This is a genomic window from Streptomyces lydicus, assembly GCF_004125265.1.
GTDB classification, from domain to species: Bacteria; Actinomycetota; Actinomycetes; order Streptomycetales; family Streptomycetaceae; genus Streptomyces; species Streptomyces lydicus_C.
On record NZ_RDTE01000003.1, the window covers coordinates 6,753,507 to 6,770,095 of the forward strand.

13 protein-coding genes are annotated in these 16,589 nt (G+C 71.3%); 5 read left to right on the forward strand and 8 right to left on the reverse strand.

Features of this window, described 5'->3' with window-relative positions; genetic code table 11:
- Nucleotides 1-23 precede the first annotated feature (23 nt).
- Nucleotides 24-3,161: an isoleucine--tRNA ligase gene (gene ileS, locus D9V36_RS32260; protein ID WP_129296870.1), complete on the reverse strand. Its 3,138-nt coding sequence runs from the start codon at nucleotides 3,159-3,161 to the stop codon at nucleotides 24-26.
- 652 nt (nucleotides 3,162-3,813) lie between these two features.
- Between ileS and D9V36_RS32270 the strand changes: the two genes are divergently transcribed.
- The 4 genes from D9V36_RS32270 to D9V36_RS32285 all read left to right on the forward strand — a co-directional run bounded on the left by D9V36_RS32270 (nucleotide 3,814) and on the right by D9V36_RS32285 (nucleotide 8,056).
- Nucleotides 3,814-4,602, forward strand: a complete 789-nt coding sequence (locus tag D9V36_RS32270) for a TraR/DksA family transcriptional regulator (RefSeq protein WP_129296871.1) — start codon at nucleotides 3,814-3,816, stop codon at nucleotides 4,600-4,602.
- Between the two features lie 121 nt (nucleotides 4,603-4,723).
- Nucleotides 4,724-5,338, forward strand: coding sequence for a signal peptidase II (gene lspA, locus D9V36_RS32275; RefSeq protein ID WP_129296872.1), 615 nt, complete (start codon nucleotides 4,724-4,726; stop codon nucleotides 5,336-5,338).
- A 78-nt stretch (nucleotides 5,339-5,416) separates the two neighbouring features.
- Complete coding sequence (locus D9V36_RS32280) at nucleotides 5,417-6,358, forward strand: RluA family pseudouridine synthase (protein WP_129296873.1); 942 nt, start codon at nucleotides 5,417-5,419, stop codon at nucleotides 6,356-6,358.
- A 120-nt stretch (nucleotides 6,359-6,478) separates the two neighbouring features.
- Entirely contained in the window at nucleotides 6,479-8,056 is a 1,578-nt protein-coding gene (locus D9V36_RS32285; RefSeq protein WP_381651981.1) for a Na+/H+ antiporter, read from the forward strand.
- A 15-nt stretch (nucleotides 8,057-8,071) separates the two neighbouring features.
- On the opposite strand, the gene D9V36_RS32290 is transcribed toward D9V36_RS32285, so the two are convergent.
- Nucleotides 8,072-9,118, reverse strand: coding sequence for a mechanosensitive ion channel family protein (locus D9V36_RS32290; RefSeq protein ID WP_129298833.1), 1,047 nt, complete (start codon nucleotides 9,116-9,118; stop codon nucleotides 8,072-8,074).
- 112 nt (nucleotides 9,119-9,230) lie between these two features.
- On the opposite strand from D9V36_RS32290, the gene D9V36_RS32295 reads away from it, so the two are divergent.
- On the forward strand, nucleotides 9,231-9,842 hold the full coding sequence (locus tag D9V36_RS32295) for a dienelactone hydrolase family protein (RefSeq protein ID WP_206739759.1): 612 nt from the start codon (nucleotides 9,231-9,233) through the stop codon (nucleotides 9,840-9,842).
- Nucleotides 9,843-9,876: 34 nt separating this feature from the next.
- Here D9V36_RS32295 and D9V36_RS32300 read toward each other — a convergent pair whose 3' ends face one another.
- From D9V36_RS32300 to D9V36_RS32325, 6 genes are all read right to left on the reverse strand, one after another.
- Nucleotides 9,877-11,520, reverse strand: a complete 1,644-nt coding sequence (locus tag D9V36_RS32300) for an alkaline phosphatase D family protein (RefSeq protein WP_129296875.1) — start codon at nucleotides 11,518-11,520, stop codon at nucleotides 9,877-9,879.
- Nucleotides 11,521-11,609: 89 nt separating this feature from the next.
- Entirely contained in the window at nucleotides 11,610-12,548 is a 939-nt protein-coding gene (locus tag D9V36_RS32305) for a thioredoxin domain-containing protein (RefSeq protein ID WP_129296876.1), read from the reverse strand.
- Nucleotides 12,549-12,593: 45 nt separating this feature from the next.
- A complete protein-coding gene (locus D9V36_RS32310) occupies nucleotides 12,594-13,307 on the reverse strand; it encodes a hypothetical protein (RefSeq protein WP_129296877.1) in 714 nt (237 codons plus the stop codon).
- Nucleotides 13,308-13,429: 122 nt separating this feature from the next.
- Nucleotides 13,430-14,281, reverse strand: coding sequence for a thioredoxin domain-containing protein (locus D9V36_RS32315; RefSeq protein WP_129296878.1), 852 nt, complete (start codon nucleotides 14,279-14,281; stop codon nucleotides 13,430-13,432).
- Nucleotides 14,282-14,380: 99 nt separating this feature from the next.
- Entirely contained in the window at nucleotides 14,381-15,040 is a 660-nt protein-coding gene (locus tag D9V36_RS32320) for a hypothetical protein (protein WP_129296879.1), read from the reverse strand.
- A gap of 154 nt (nucleotides 15,041-15,194) precedes the next feature.
- Nucleotides 15,195-16,553 (reverse strand): DUF2252 domain-containing protein, encoded by a 1,359-nt coding sequence (locus tag D9V36_RS32325; RefSeq protein WP_129296880.1) that lies wholly within the window; start codon nucleotides 16,551-16,553, stop codon nucleotides 15,195-15,197.
- Nucleotides 16,554-16,589 lie beyond the last annotated feature (36 nt).

Below are 16,589 nucleotides of genomic sequence, written 5' to 3' on the forward strand. Positions count from 1 at the left end.
GGGTGCGGTCACCGCGGGTGGGGTCAGGCCTTGCGCAGCTGGAACGTGAGGGCCAGGCCCTCGTCGGTGAACGCGGGGCCGTAGGAACCGTCCGCCTCGCCGGGGGTGAAGGCGTCGGCGAGCACCTCGTCGGAGATCAGGCCGGCGTGGTCGGTCAGCGCCGTGTGGACCTCCTCGTCGGTGGACCGCCAGCGCAGCGCGATCCGGTCGGCGACGTCCAGGCCGCTGTTCTTACGGGCCTCCTGGATCAGCCGGATCGCGTCGCGGGCCAGGCCCGCCCGGCGCAGCTCCGGGGTGATCTCCAGGTCGAGGGCGACCGTGGCACCCGCGTCGGAGGCCACCGACCAGCCCTCGCGCGGGGTCTCGGTGATGATCACCTCGTCGGGGGCGAGCGTGACGGTCTCCCCGTCGACCTCGACGCTCGCCGTGCCGTCACGCAGGGCCAGCGAAAGGGCGGCGGCGTCCGCCGCGGCGACGGCCTTGGCCACCGCCTGGACGCCCTTGCCGAACCGCTTGCCCAGGGCACGGAAGTTCGCCTTGGCGGTGGTGTCGACCAGGGAGCCGCCCACCTCCGACAGGGCGGCCAGCGAACTGACGTTCAGCTCCTCGGTGATCTGTGCGCGCAGGTCCTCGGGCAGGCCGGCGAAGCCGTGGGCCGCCACCAGCGCACGGGACAACGGCTGGCGGGTCTTCACCCCCGACTCGGCGCGGGTCGCCCGGCCCAGCTCGACCAGCCGGCGCACCAGCTGCATCTGGCCGGACAGCGCCGGGTCGATGAGCGTCCGGTCGGCGACCGGCCATGCGGCGAGGTGGACGGACTCCGGGGCCTCGGGGGTGACCGGGACGACCAGGTCCTGCCAGACCCGCTCGGTGATGAACGGGGTGAGCGGGGCCATCAGCCGGGTGACCGTCTCGATGACCTCGTGCAGCGTGCGCAGCGCGGCCGCGTCGCCCTGCCAGAAGCGGCGGCGGGAGCGGCGGACGTACCAATTGGAGAGGTCGTCGACGAAGGAGGAGAGGAGCTTGCCGGCGCGCTGGGTGTCGAAGGCTTCCAGGGACTCGGTGACCTGCTCGACCAGGGTGTTCAGCTCGCCGAGCAGCCAGCGGTCCAGCAGCGGCCGGGCGGCCGGGGCCGGGTCGGCGGCGGAGGGCGCCCAGTTCGAGGTGCGGGCGTACAGCGCCTGGAAGGCGACGGTGTTCCAGTACGTCAGCAGCGTCTTGCGGACGACTTCCTGGATGGTGCCGTGGCCCACCCGGCGGGCGGCCCAGGGGGAGCCGCCGGCCGCCATGAACCAGCGGACCGCGTCGGCGCCGTGCTGGTCCATGAGCGGGATCGGCTGGAGGATGTTGCCCAGGTGCTTGGACATCTTCCGGCCGTCCTCGGCGAGGATGTGACCGAGGCAGACCACGTTTTCGTACGAGGACTTGTCGAAGACGAGCGTGCCGACGGCCATCAGGGTGTAGAACCAGCCGCGGGTCTGGTCGATGGCCTCCGAGATGAACTGCGCCGGGTAGCGCTTCTCGAACAGCTCCTTGTTGCGGTACGGGTAGCCCCACTGCGCGAACGGCATCGAGCCCGAGTCGTACCAGGCGTCGATGACCTCGGGGACGCGGGTCGCGGTGCCCCGGCAGGTCGGGCAGGGGAAGGTGACCGCGTCGATGTACGGGCGGTGCGGGTCCAGGTCCGACTGGTCGGTGCCGGTCAGCTCGGTCAGCTCGGTGAGCGAGCCGACGCAGGTGAGGTGGTTCTCCTCGCAGCGCCAGATGGGCAGCGGGGTGCCCCAGTAGCGGTTGCGGGACAGCGCCCAGTCGATGTTGTTGTTCAGCCAGTCGCCGAAGCGGCCGTGCTTGACCGACTCGGGGAACCAGTTGGTGTTCTCGTTCTCCCGCAGCAGGGCGTCCTTGACCGCGGTGGTGCGGATGTACCACGACGGCTGGGCGTAGTAGAGCAGCGCGGTGTGGCAGCGCCAGCAGTGCGGGTAGCTGTGCTCGTAGGCGAGGTGCCGGAAGAGCAGGCCGCGGGCGTCGAGGTCGGCGACCAGCGCCTCGTCGGCCTTCTTGAAGAACTGGCCGCCGACCAGGCGCAGTTCCTCCTCGAAGGTGCCGTCCGGGCGGACCGGGTTGATCACCGGCAGGTCGTACGCCTTGCAGGTCCTGAGGTCGTCCTCACCGAAGGCCGGGGCCTGGTGGACGAGGCCGGTGCCGTCATCGGTGGTGACGTACTCGGCGTTGACGACGATGTTGGCGCCGTCGAGCTCGACGAGGTCGAAGGGGCGCTCATAGGCCCAGCGCTCCATCTCGCGGCCGGTGAACGACTCGCCGGTGGCGGTCCAGCCCTCGCCGAGGGCCTTCTCCAGCAGCGGCTCGGCGACGACCAGCCGCTCGTTGCCGTCGGTGGCGACGACATAGGTGACGTCGGGGTGCGCGGCGACCGCGGTGTTGGAGACCAGGGTCCAGGGGGTGGTCGTCCAGATCAGCAGCGCGGCGCGGCCGGCCAGCGGGCCGGACGTCAGCGGGAGGCGGACGAAGACCGAGGGGTCGACGACGTTCTCGTAGCCCTGGGCCAGCTCGTGGTCCGACAGGCCGGTGCCGCAGCGCGGGCACCAGGGGGCGACGCGGTGGTCCTGGACCAGCAGGCCCTTGTTGAAGATCTCCTTCAGCGACCACCACACCGATTCGATGTAGTCGGGGTCCATCGTGCGGTACGGGGCGTCCAGGTCGGTCCAGTAGCCCATACGGGTCGTGAGCTCGGCGAAGGCGTCGGTGTGGCGGGTCACCGACTCGCGGCACTTGGCATTGAACTCGGCGATGCCGTACGCCTCGATGTCCTTCTTGCCGTTGAAGCCCAGCTCCTTCTCCACGGCCAGCTCGACCGGGAGGCCGTGGCAGTCCCAGCCGGCCTTGCGGTCGACGTGGTAGCCCTGCATCGTGCGGAACCGGGGGAAGACGTCCTTGAAGACGCGCGCCTCGATGTGGTGCGCGCCGGGCATGCCGTTGGCGGTCGGGGGGCCCTCGTAGAAGACCCACTCGGGCCGTCCCTCGGACTGCTGGAGGGTACGGGCGAAGATCTTCTGTTCCTGCCAGAACTCGAGCACGGCGTGCTCGAGAGCGGGGAGGTCTACCTGGGCGGGTACCTGGCGGTACTGGGGCTGCGGACTCATCGGGGGCTTCCTCCGGCGGACACCTGCTGCGTTCTCCGTCCGGAGGGACGAGAGCCTGCGCTCCCGCGGTACCACCCTCCTTGGCGGTGCCGCTGCACCGCCCCCTCATTGGGGTCGCGCTGCCGGTTCTACTCGCCCCGCGGGTGCTGTGCGGGCTTTCTTCCGGCGGCTCCGGGGTGATCTTCGCGCCGCGCACACCCCCGGGCTTCCACCGTCCCCGGGTCGCTGCTGGCTGCGTACGGCGCTACTCGTCCCGTCAATGCCTCTCGCTCGGCCCAGTGTACGGGGCCGCACCCACAGTGGCCGACCGGATATACGGCAGCCGGGGGAGGGGAGGGCCGGCGCCGGCTGCGTACGGGCGGGGCCGGACCGTACGGGAGGGGTCCGGGCCGCCCGGCGCGGGACCGGTGCCGGGGCCGCTCGCCGCGCCGGGCGCCGGGCGCAGGCCGTGACCCGAATGGCGAGCGGGCGGGCGCCGCGCCGGTGGACGGATTACCGTCCGGACAGCGGGGCACAAACGAGGCAGACCGGGCGTCCGGGCCGGGTGGCAGGTCCCGAAGGGCGGTGCGTCCCGTTGCCGCGTGGCGTGCAGCGTTTTATCGTTCCCGTCACGATTCGCGAACAAAGTCACATATGTGAAGGGGTCGCGGCCATGGTGGCGAAAAAGACCGCCGCGGAGAAGAGCACGACGCCTGCCGACGAGGCCGTCGCGAAGCAGCCTGCGGCGAAGAAGACGGCCCCGGAGAAGGCAGCTCCGAAGAAGGCCGCGGCCAAGAGGACGGCGGCCGGTACGACCACGCCGGGGAAGACCACGGCCGGACGGGCGGCGCCCGAGAAGGCGGCCGCGAAGAAGCCGGCGGCCAGGAAGACCGCGGCGAAGAAGACCGCCGCGAAGAAGACCGTGAAGAAGGCTCCGGCCGAGACGGCCGCGGTGCCCGCTAAGAAGACGGGAGCCAAGACGGTGGTGGCGAAGAAGACTGCGGCCGCGGCGGCCAAGACCCACGGCAACGACTCCGCGGTGCCCGTGGCCCGGATGGCCGCGGCGCCGGGGGAGCTCGCCGTACGGCCCGGCGAGGAACCCTGGACGCCCGAAGAGGTCGCCGAGGCGCGGACCGAGCTGATGGAGGAGACGGCGCGGCTGCGGCTGGAGATCGTCTCGGCCGAGGACGCCATCGCCGGGCTGATGCGCGACTCCGGTGACGGAGCGGGCGACGACGAGGCCGACACCGGCACCAAGAACATCACCCGCGAACACGAGCTGGCGCTCGCCTCCAACGCCCGCGAGATGCTCCACCAGACCGAGCGCGCCCTGGGCCGGCTGGACGCGGGCACCTACGGCCTCTGCGAGAACTGCGGCAACCCCATCGGCAAGGCGCGGATGCAGGCCTTCCCCCGCGCGACGCTGTGCGTGGAGTGCAAGCAGAAGCAGGAGCGCCGTTGAACCGGCCGGCAGGTGTCGCCGACGGCACCCGGTCCGCCCGCGCCCGTACGTGTGTGCCGTACTCTCGTGGTTCAGCCGGGCATGGCCCGGCCGTGGACACGACGGGCTGAGGGACTCACACGTGGCTAAGGCCGAACGCATCACCGGTACGCCGGAACCCGAGCCGGGTGCCGGAGCGGAATCCGCTGCGGAATCCGCTGCGGAATCCGAGGAGGGGAAGACGGTGGAGCCGGAGCAGGGCACCGGCCACCGCAAGCGCCGGATCGCCGCGCTGCTGCTGGTCGCGCTCGTCGTCTACCTGCTCGACCTGGGCAGCAAGCTCCTGGTGGTCGCGAAACTGGAGCACCACGAGCCCATCCAGGTGATCGGGACGCTGCTGCAGTTCACCGTGATCCGTAACCGCGGCGCCGCGTTCAGCATGGGCGAGGCGCTGACGATCTTCCTCACCCTCATCGCGGTGGCCGTGATCGTGGTGATCGCCCGGATCGCCCGCAAGCTCTACAGCCTGCCCTGGGCGATCGCGCTCGGGCTGCTGCTCGGCGGCGCCTTCGGCAACCTCACCGACCGGCTGTTCCGCTCGCCGGGGGTCTTCGAGGGCGCGGTGGTCGACTTCATCGCCCCGGCGCACTTCGCGGTCTTCAACCTCGCCGACTCCGGGATCGTCTGCGGCGGCATCCTGATCGTGATCCTGTCCTTCCGGGGACTGGACCCCGACGGGACCGTGCACAAGGACTGACCGGCAGCGCGGCCGCTGCACGGCTGCCCGGCCCCCCGGCCGGGCAGGGCACCACGACGGGACTGCCATACTCGTGGGGTGAGCACCATTCCCGAGATCCGCACCCTGCCCGTACCGGACGGCCTGGAGGGCGAGCGCGTCGACGCCGCGCTGGCCCGGATGTTCGGCTTCTCCCGTACGAAGGCGGCCGAGCTCGCCGCCGCCGGCAAGGTCCGGGTCGACGGCTCCGAGGTGATGAAGTCCGAGCGGGTGAGCGGCGGCGCCTGGCTGGAAGTGGAGATGCCGCAGGCCGCGGCGCCCGTGGAGATCATTGCCGAGCCCGTCGAGGGCATGGAGATCGTGCACGACGACGACGACATCGTGGTGATCGTCAAGCCCGTCGGCGTGGCCGCGCACCCCAGCCCCGGCTGGACGGGAACGACCGTCATCGGCGGTCTGGCCGCGGCCGGCTACCGCATCTCCACCTCCGGTGCCGCCGAGCGCCAGGGCATCGTGCACCGTCTCGACGTCGGCACCTCCGGCCTGATGGTGGTCGCCAAGTCCGAGCGCGCCTACACCCTGCTCAAGCAGCAGTTCCGTGAGCGCACGGTCGACAAGCGCTACCACGCCCTGGTCCAGGGCCACCCGGACCCGATGAGCGGCACCATCGACGCCCCCATCGGCCGGCACCCGCAGCACGACTACAAGTGGGCGGTGACGGCCGAGGGCAAGGCCTCCGTCACGCACTACGACCTGATCGAGGCGTTCCGCGCGGCCAGCCTGCTCGACATCAAGCTGGAGACCGGCCGCACCCATCAGATCCGGGTGCACATGTCCGCGCACCGCCACCCCTGCGTCGGCGACCTGACCTACGGCGCCGACCCCACCCTCGCCAAGCGCCTCGGCATCACCCGGCAGTGGCTGCACGCCATGCGGCTGGGCTTCGAGCACCCCTCGGACGGCCGCTGGGTCGAGTTCGAGAGCGCCTACCCGGATGACCTGCAGCGCGCCCTGGACACCGTCCGGGACGAGAGCAGCTGACGCGCAGAACACCGGGCGGGCGCCGACACGGCGGGCCGGAGCCCAGGTCATGGCACGCTGGGGTCGGAAAATGACCGCATCCGACCCCGGAGCGTAGCCACCGTGGACCAGCTGGCTCTGATGTTCGTCCTGCTGCTCGGAGCCGTGGTCATGGTTCCGGTCGGCGACCGGCTGGGACTCCCGTCGCCGGTGCTGATGACCCTCGTCGGCGCCGTGCTGGCACTGCTGCCGTTCGTGCCCAACGTCGAGGTGCCGCCGGAGTTCATCCTGCCGGTGGTGCTGCCGCCGCTGCTCTACGCGGCGGTGCAGCGCACCTCCTGGCGGCAGTTCACCGCCAACGTCCGGCCGATCTTCCTGCTCGCCGTGGCGCTGGTCTTCGCCACCACCGCCGCGGTCGCCGCCGTCGCCCAGGCGGTGGTGCCGGGGATGCCGGTGGCCGCGGCGGTGGTGCTCGGCGCGCTGGTCGCCCCGCCCGACCCGGTGGCCGCGACGGCCGTCGCCGGCAAGCTCGGGTTGCCCCGCCGGCTGGTGTCGATCCTGGAGGGCGAGGGGCTGTTCAACGACGTCACCGCCATCGTGCTGTACCACGTCGCGCTCGCCGCGGCGGTCAGCGGAACCTTCTCGGTGCCCGCCGCGGTCGGCTCGCTGGTGCTTTCCGCGGTGGTCGCCATAGCGGTCGGCCTGGGGCTCGGCTGGCTCACCAACAAGCTGATGGGGCTGCTCGGTGACCCGACCCTGCAGATCGGTCTGACACTGCTGGTGCCGTTCGTCGCGTACGTCCTGGCGGAGAATTTCCGCGGCTCCGGGGTACTGGCGGTGCTGACCTGCGCGCTGTTCCTGGCTGAGTACGCGGTCGACCCGGACGATGTGATGGGACGGCTCGCCGGCTACACCTTCTGGGAGGTCGTCGACACCCTCGTCACCGGTGTCGCCTTCGGGCTGATCGGCCTGGAGCTGCACAACATCTTCGGGGCGGCCTCCCACCGCTGGGGCCAGCTGCTCGGCGCCGGCGCCGCCGTCGTCGGGGTGGTCGTCGGGGTCCGCCTGCTGTGGCTGCTGCCCGCCGCCTGGCTGGCCAAGCGGATGCACAAGCGCCGCGACTACGACGAAGAGATCCCGATGAGCTGGCGGGAGACGCTCATCATGTGGTGGGCGGGGATGCGCGGGGTGGCCTCGGTGGCGCTGGCGCTGGCCATTCCGTACAGCGTCGACGGCGGCGATGACTTCCCGGTCCGCGACGACATCCTCTTCATCGCCTTCGCGGTGGTGCTCAGCACCCTCCTGATCCAGGGCCTCACCCTGCCCTGGCTGGTGCGCCGGCTGCGGGTACGGGCCGACACCGATGCCGTCGACGCGCTGGAGCGGGAGCTGGCGATCCGGGTGATCAAGGCGTCCAAGCGGCGGCTGAAGGAGATCCTGGAGGTCGAGGAGCTGCCCGACGAGGTCAGCGAGCAACTGGCCCGCCGCGCCCACGACATCGGTGCCCGGATCGCGCCGGACATCGTCGACGACGAGCGGCGCGAGCTCTTCGACAAGCGCATCACCCGCCTGAAGAAGGTGCACCGCATCCAGGGCGAGATGCTGTCGGCCGCCCGGCACGAGGTGCTGGCGGCGCGCAGTGAACCGGGCGCGGACCCGGAGATCGTCGACCGGGTGCTGCGCCATCTGGACATGCGCAGCCTGCGGGGCACTCCCTGACAGGGGGGCTCCCCTCTAGGACTTGTCCGGCGGCGCCGTCGCCGTGGTGATCCGCGGCAGTGCGTAGGCGTGTTCGGCCACCAGCCACTCCAGCAGCCGCTCGCGGACCGCGCACCGCACCGTCCACAGGGTGTCCGAGTCCCGGGCGGTCACCAGCGCACGCACCACGATCGTGGAGGGTGTGGTGTCGGTGACCACCAGACTCCAGGACCTGCCGTCCCACTCCGGGCACTCCTGGAGGATTTCCAGCAGCCGCTGGCGCATCTTCTCCACCGGTGCGCTGTGGTCGAGGTGCAGGAGGACCGTGCCGGTCATCTGCGCACCGCCGCGCGACCAGTTCTCGAAGGGCTTGCCGGTGAAGTACGACACCGGCATGGTGATCCGGCGCTCGTCCCAGGTCCGCACGGTCAGAAAGGTCAGCGTGATCTCCTCGACGGTGCCCCACTCGCCGTCCACGACGACGGTGTCCCCGATGCGCACCATGTCGCCGAACGCGATCTGCAGGCCCGCGAAGAGGTTGCCGAGGGTGGACTGGGCGGCGATACCGGCGACGATGCCCAGCAGCCCGGCCGACGCCAGCATGGAGGTGCCGACCGCCCGCATCGCCGGGAACGTCAGCAGCATCGAGGCGGCCGCGACGACGATCACCACGGCCGTCACCACCCGCTGGATCAGCGTCACCTGGGTCCGTACCCGCCGCACCCGCGCCGCGTCCCGGGCGCCCGCCGCATAGCGCGAGTACGAGGACTCGACGATCGCCGCCGCGGCCCGGACGACCAGCCAGGCGGTGGCCGCGATCAGGACCAGGGTCAGCGCCTGCCCGATGCCCGCCGCGTGCTCCTCGACGGAATCCAGGCCCGTATGGTCGAACGAGCCGCGCAACAGGGCCGCGCAGAGCACCACTTGCAGCGGTATCCGGCAGCGGCGCAGCAGGCCCCACAAGGGGGTCTCCGGGTGGCCGGCATCGATCCGGACCAGTGCCCGGTCGGCGAGCCAGACCAGAACGAGGGCGAGCAGGACGGCGCCGCCGACGACGACGACCGGACGCAGGACGTCCTCCAAGGACACGGGACTCCTCCTCCGTGGGGTGCGAGGGGCTGTGGTGTGCTGGTACCCGGTCCTGGTGACCGTAACTGGCAGGATGGGGCGAGATCGATCCAACCCCAGGGAAGTGATGTCAGTGCCGGCCGCCTCCGAGTCCCCGACCAGCGGACTTTCGACGATTGTGCTGTTCCATTCGGTGTGCGGGCTGCGTTCCGCGGTGCACGCGGCCGCGGACCGGCTGCGCGCCGCGGGGCACGAGGTGATCGTCCCCGATCTGTTCGACGGCCGGACCGCCGACTCCGTCCCGGACGGCATTCTCATCAAGGACGAGATCGGCAAGGAGGAACTGCTCAAGCGGGCCATCACGGCCGTCGCGCCCTACTCCGACCGCGGACTGGTCTATGCCGGTTTCTCCTTCGGCGGCTCGGTCGCGCAGAACCTCGCACTCGGCGACGAGCGGACCCGCGGGCTGCTTCTGCTGCACGGCACCTCGGACATCGCGGAGGGCACCGTCGCCGACGACCTGCCGGTGCAGCTGCATGTCGCCGACCCGGACCCGTACGAGCCGCACGACTGGCTGAACGCCTGGTACCTGCAGATGCGCCGGGCCGGCGCGGACGTAGAGGTCTTCCGCTACGCCGGCGCCGGCCACCTCTTCACCGATCCCGATCTGCCCGACTACGACGCGGAGGCCGCCGAGAGCGCCTGGAAGGTGGCGCTGGGCTTCCTCGCGGAGCTGTGAGCCGGCGGGCCGGGCGGACCCGGGCGGGCTTCCCCTAGACGAGCGGCTGGTCCGCGCGCTCCACCTGCTGGCTGCCGGACCGGGTGAGGTACGAGCGCAGCAGGGTGCTGGTGGCGTTCGGATCGGTCTTGTCGGAGATGCCGAAGTAGTCCATCTGCGTCCGCTGGGCGTCGATGTCCAGGACCCCGTAGCCGTGCGAGTCCATGTCCAGCCACTTCACATGGCGGTTGGCGGCCTTGATGGCGGCGACCCCGGCCAGCGAGACGGTGTGCGGGGCGACGTGCAGGAAGTCGTCCACGTTGTCGGAGGTGACGGAGGTGACCACGAACTCCGTCGCCACCGCGCGGTCGGCGGGGTAGGTCGCTGCCTGGAGCGGCACCTCGTTGGCCCAGGCCATGTGGATGTCGCCGGTCAGGAACACCGTGTTGTCGATGCCGCGGTCGCTGAGGTGGCTCAGCAGTTCGCGGCGGTCGTCGGTGTAGCCGTCCCACTGGTCGGTGTTGATCGCCAGGCCCTCCTTGGGTATCCCGAGGATCTCGGCGAGCGGGCCCAGCAGCTTCGCGGGGACGGCGCCGAAGGCGACCTGCGAGATCATCACCGAGGTGCCGACCAGCCGCCAGGCGGTGTCCGAGCGCTCCAGTCCGGACTTGAGCCAGTCCAGCTGCGCCCGCCCGGTGATCGTACGGCTCGGGTCGTCGACCGCACCGCTGCCCGGCTTGGCCTGGGCGTCACGGAACGACCGCAGGTCCAGCAGGTGCAGATCGGCGAGGGTGCCGAAGCGCAGCCTGCGGTAGGTGGTGCCGGCGATCGAGGGGCGCACCGGCATCCACTCGAAGTAGGCCTGCTTCGCGGCGGCCATCCGCGCGGACCAGGGGCCCTCGGTCTCCGGGGTGTGGTTCACCGCGCCGCCCTTCCAGGCGTTGTCGGCGAACTCGTGGTCGTCCCACATGGCGATGACCGGGTGCGTGGCGTGCATGGCCATCGCGTCCGGGTCGGTCTTGTGGACGCCGTGCCGGATGCGGTAGTCGGCGAGCGTCAGCAGCTCGTGGGCGGGGGTGTGCGGGCGGACGACGTACTTGAACTCCGGGTACTCACCGGACTTGTACTCGTAGAGGTAGTCGCCGACGTGGAGCACCGCGTCCAGTTCGGTGCGGGCGGCCAGGTGCCGGTAGGGGGAGAAGTAGCCGGACTCCCAGTTGGCACAGGAGACCACGCCGAAGCGGATGTTGCCGGCCGCGGTGTCGGGGGCGGGGGCGGTACGGGTCCGGCCGACGGGGGAGTGCTGACCGTCGACGGTGAAGCGGTAGTAGTAGTGGGTGGCCGGGTGCAGGCCGCGGACGTCCGCCTTGACGGTGTGGTCACTGGCGGCAGAGGTGGTCAGGTTCCCCCGGGCGACCACGGACGTGAAGTTCTTGTCGCTCGCCACCTGCCAGCTCACCTTGGTGGCCGGTCCGCGGCCGGAGCCGGGGGTCGCCGACGCGGTCGGCGTGACCCGGGTCCACAGCAGGACGCCGTCCGGGAGCGGGTCCCCGGAGGCGACTCCGTGCTGAAAGAACGAGTCCTGGGCCGCGGCCCCCTGGGCGTGTGCGGTGGCGGCGCCGGCGAACGGCAGAAGGGCGGCGGTGGCGGCTACGGCCGTGACGGCTGTGCGGCGCGAGATCTGGTCATGATCGGTCACGGCCGATCACCTTACTGGCCGGTAAACGAACCCGGGAGGGCGAATTCCGATAACTCCGGGAATTCGCCCGCCCGTTGTCCGAAAGGCACTCAGTGGGCGCCCGAGGGATCCTTTTCGCCCTCGCGGATGCCGTTCGCGCCACCTTCGCCCGTGCTGCCGCCCTTGCCCCCGTCCCCTTGGGTCTGTCCCTTCGCCGGGCCGAACTCCTTGTCGATCATCTTCTTGAAGTTGGCCTGCGCCAGCTGGTTGTACTGCGCCTGCGTCATCTGCTGCTGCGGGACCGGCGGCAGCACCAGCTTCTTGTCGCCGTGCATGAACCCTGGCGTGCCCTTGACGCCCTTGCGGCCGAACAGCGCGGTCATCTCCATCGCCCAGCGGTCGTAGGTGCCCTTCTTGACCGCCGTGGCGAACGCCTTGTCGTTCTTCAGCTCCGGCACCTCGCCGGCGACCTTGAGCAGTTCGGAGTCCTTGGCGTACAGGTCCTCGCGCTCGTCGGGGTGGTACTTGGCCGAGTACAGCGCCGACTTGTACTTCAAGAAGGCCTCCGGGCTGACGTTCAGCGCCGCGCCGAGCGCGCTCAGCGCGTTCTTCGAGCCCTCGCCGCCGCCGGCATCGTCGATGAAGGTGTACATGGTGAAGCGGACCCGGTACCGGCCGTCTTCGATGTCCTTGGCCAGGAGCTTGCCGCTGCTCTGCTCGAAGGCCGCGCACGCCGGGCAGCGGACGTCCTCGAAGACCTCCAGGGTCTGCTTGGCGTTCTTGTCGCCTATCAGGATCTCGGTGCCGTTCTTGCCCTGGGTGTGCGCGGGCGTGACGAGCCGGGCCTCCTTGGCGGCCTCCCAGCCCTTGGGCTCGTTGGCCTTCATCACGAAGTAGCCGATGCCGCCGGCCACCGCCAGGACGCCGATCACCGCGCCCGCCGCGGTCAGTTGGCGGCGCAGCTTCTCCTTCTTCTTCTGGCGTTCCCGCTCGGCCCGGATGCGTTCGCGGGCCGCGGTCTTGTGGGCCAGGTTGTTGCGGTTGCTCATGGGTGGTGGGGTCCCCTCGAGGTCGTGCCGGTTGCTGTGTGCTGGTCAGGCGCCGGCCGGGCGGGGCGGGCCGCGGCGCCGTACGCAGTGCACGAGGAGGGGGAGCGGGCGGGCCGGCGGCAGCGGGTGCAGCGGCCGGATCTGCCGGCGGGGCGGGGCGGGGGCGGCGGTGCGCACCGCCGCCGCGGTGTGCAGGGGGCGGAAGGCGCCGGCCGCGGCGGCGCGCAACAGGGCGTCCAGCGCGGCATCACCGCGGTGCAGCCAGGCCGCGGCGAGCAGGCCGACCGCGACATGGGCGGCGAGCAGCAGCCAGGGGGCCGCCGCCGGGACGGCCGGCGGCAGGGGCGCGACCGGAGGGGCGGCCGCCCGGGCCAGCGGAGTGCCCCATTCGCCGCCCCGGCACAGCAGTTCGACGCCGACCGAGCGCAGCGGGCCGGTGACCGGGCCGCCGGCCGGCCCGTAACAGGTGTGCTGCCCGGCGGTGAAGACGGTGTCGGCGGCCAGTTCCAGCGGCACCAGGAGCGCGGCGACGGCGCCGAATCCGCGCTCCCTGCCGGTCAGCGCATAGGTCGCGGCGAAGACCCCGGCGCAGATCGCGAGGACCGGAGCGGGCGGTAACGGGTGGTGCGAGAGCAGCACATGGGAGGCCGTGGACAGGGCGGTGCACAGCGCGGTGAACAGCGCCGCCCGCAGCGCCCTGAGCTGAACTCCCGGCGCGGCCGCCGGCCGGGCCCCGGGGCGTATTCCCGTCGCCTGCATGACGGGAGTCTGCCATGTGCACGGCATCAGCCCAGGTCAAGATTTGGCATCGGCCGGCGTGCACGGAGCACGCCGGCCGCGGGGTACGGCACGCGGCCCGGCCACCGGCCGGGCCGCCCGCGTCACTTCTTCAGGGCCTTGTCCACCATGGAGTTGAAGGCGGCCACGCTGGACGGCGCCACCTTGCCCTGCGGGCTGTCCGTGCCCAGCACCGTGTCGTTGAGCTTGATCGTCGGGGTGCTGGTGACGTCCTTGACCGCGCTGAAGGCGTCGGACATCTCCATCGCCCACCGGTCGTACGTGCCCGACTTGACGGCCTTCTGGAAGGCCGCGTTGCCCTTGAGCGCCGGGATGGTGTCGGCGACCTTGATCAGGTAGCTGTCGTCGGCGAACTTGTCCGGGCCGGTCTCGTCCGGGTGGAACTCCTTCGAGTACAGCGCGTACTTGTACTTCAGGAAGGCGTCCGGGCTGACGTCGAGGGCGGCGCCCAGTGCGCTCAGCGCGTTCTTGGAGCCGGTGCCCTTGAGGTTGGCGTCGAGGAAGGTGCCCAGGTGGTAGGACGCCTTGTACTTGCCGTCCTTGATGTCCTTCTCGACGGTGGCGCCCACCGTCTGCTCGAAGGCCGCGCAGCCGGGGCAGCGCGGGTCCTCGAAGAGGTTCAGGGTGTTCTTGGCGTCCTTCTTGCCGACGACGACCGTGGTGCCGTTCTTGCCGCTGGTGTTGTGGGGCTTGGTCAGCGGGGCCTTCGCGGCCTTCGCCCAGTCGGTGCTGTCCCCGGCGGACGCGGAGCCGCTGCCGCCGTCCATGGAGGAGACCGCCACCCCGATACCGCCGGCGATCGCCAGGACGCCGACGATCGCACCGCCGACGATCAGCTGCCGGCGGATCTTGTCCTTCTTCGCCTGCCGCTCACGCTCGGCGCGCAGCCGCTCGCGCGCTGCCTGCTTGTTGGCCTGGTTGTTGCGGTTGCTCATGGCTGTTTCCTGCTCTGTGAAGATCCGTGAGACGGGAGATAGTGCGGTCGACGGCGTACGCACCTGGTGCGGGCGTACGCGGGCCGCGCGGCCGAAGGTCTACGCGGCCAGTGCGCAGGGCGGTCCACGGCGCACGACGCAGTGCACGAGCAGGGGGACGGCGCGGGCGGGGCGCCCGGGCCGTACGGGGGCGGGCACCGGGCGGCGCGGTGCGGCGCCGGCGACGACGACCGCGACGGCGATCAGCAGCGGGCGGAAGGCGAAGCCCGCGACCGCGCCCAGCAGCTGGTGCAGCGCTCGTTCGCCGCGGCGCAGCCAGCCCGCCGCCAGCAGTCCGGTGCCCACATGCGCCGCGAGCAGGACGAGCCAGGTGACCACGGGCGCGGTGTCCTGGGGCGACAGCCGTGCGAGCGGCGCACCGACGGGGTCGCCGCCGCACAGCAGATCCACGCCCAGTGAGCGCAGCGGACCGGCGACCGGGCCGCCGGCCGCTCCGTAACAGGTGTGCTGCCCCACGCTGAAGGCCAGATCGGCGGCCAGCTCCAGGGGGACCAGCAGCGACGCGATCCGCCAGAAGCCGCGCTCCCGGCCGGCCAGCGCATAGGCGAGGGCGAACACGGCGGCGCTGAGCGCGGTGACCAGGCTCAGCGGCAGCGGCATACGGGACAGCAGGACGTGCGACCCCGCGGAGAGCGTCACGCACAGCGCCGTGAAAAGCGCCGCGCGCAGTGCCCGCAGGTGTGCCGCCGAGATGTCCATTGCAGCCGAGTGTGCCATGGGCCGGGATAAGCGGCGGCTAAGGGGGTCCGAAGCCGTACGCACCGGTGCATACGGTGCGTACGGCATGCGGCGGCGCTCCCAGTGCTGCCCGCCTTTGAGGTCCGGGACCGGTCCCGCAGAACCGGAATCCGCCCTACAGTCCCGGGATCTGCCCGTTGCGGAAGAGGTCCACGAAGATCTGGTGGTCATGACGGGCGCGGGCGCCGTAGGAGTGCGCGAAGTCGACCAGCAACGAGGCGAAGCCGTCCTCGTCGGCGGCGATGGCCGCGTCGATGGCCCGCTCCGTCGAGAACGGCACCAGCGAGTGGCCGCTCTCGTCGTCCGCGGCGGCGTGCATGGTCGCGGTGGCCCGGCCCAGGTCGGCGACCACGGCCGCGATCTCCTCCGGGTCGTCGATGTCCGACCAGTCCAGGTCGACCGCGTACGGCGAGATCTCGGCGACCAGCTGGCCCGCGCCGTCCAGTTCGGTCCAGCCCAGCCACGGGTCGGCGTGGTCCTGCAGGGCACGCTGCGAGATCACCGTGCGGTGGCCCTCGTGCTGGAAGTAGCCGCGGACCGCGGGGTCGGTGATGTGCCGGGAGACGGCCGGGGTCTGGGCCTGCTTCATGTAGATCACCACATCGTTCTCCAGGGCGTCGCTGTTGCCCTCGAGCAGGATGTTGTACGACGGCAGACCGGCCGAGCCGATGCCGATGCCGCGGCGGCCCACCACGTCCTTGACGCGGTAGGAGTCCGGGCGGTCCAGGCTCGACTCCGGCAGCGTCTCCAGATAGCCGTCGAAGGCGGCGAGGACCTTGTAGCGGGTCGCCGCGTCCAGTTCGACGCTGCCGCCGCCCGGAGCGAAGCGGCGCTCGAAGTCGCGGATCTCCGTCATCGAGTCCAGCAGTCCGAACCGGGTCAGCGAGCGGGCGTCGCGCAGCGCGCCGAGCAGCGGGCCCTCGGCGGTGTCCAGGGTGAAGGGCGGCAGCTCGTCCCGGTCGGAGCTCTTCGTCCCCGAGGCCAGCGCGTGGATGCGCTCCCGGTAGGCGGCGGCGTAGGTGCGCACCAGGTCGGTGATCTGCTTGTCGCTGAGCGCCTTGGCGTAGCCGATCAGCGCGACCGAGGCGGCGAACCGCTTGAGGTCCCAGGTGAACGGCCCGACGTACGCCTCGTCGAAGTCGTTGACGTTGAAGATCAGCCGGCCCGTGGAGTCCATGTACGTGCCGAAGTTCTCGGCGTGCAGATCGCCGTGGATCCACACCCGGCCGGTCTGCTCGTCCAGATACGGGCCGCCGTCCCTGCCGTCGTCGTCCCGCGCGGCCTCCAGGTCCCGGTAGAACAGGCAGGCCGTGCCCCGGTAGAAGGCGAAGGCGGAGGCGGCCATCTTCCGGAATTTCACACGGAAGGCTGCGGGGTCGGCGGCGAGCAGCTCCCCGAAGGCGGTGTCGAAGACGGCGAGGATTTCCTCGCCGCGCTGCTCGGCGTCCTGCGCCGGGGCGTGCTGGGACGGCATCGCTGGGTGCCTCCTGAGATGCGGAAGGGGTACGGA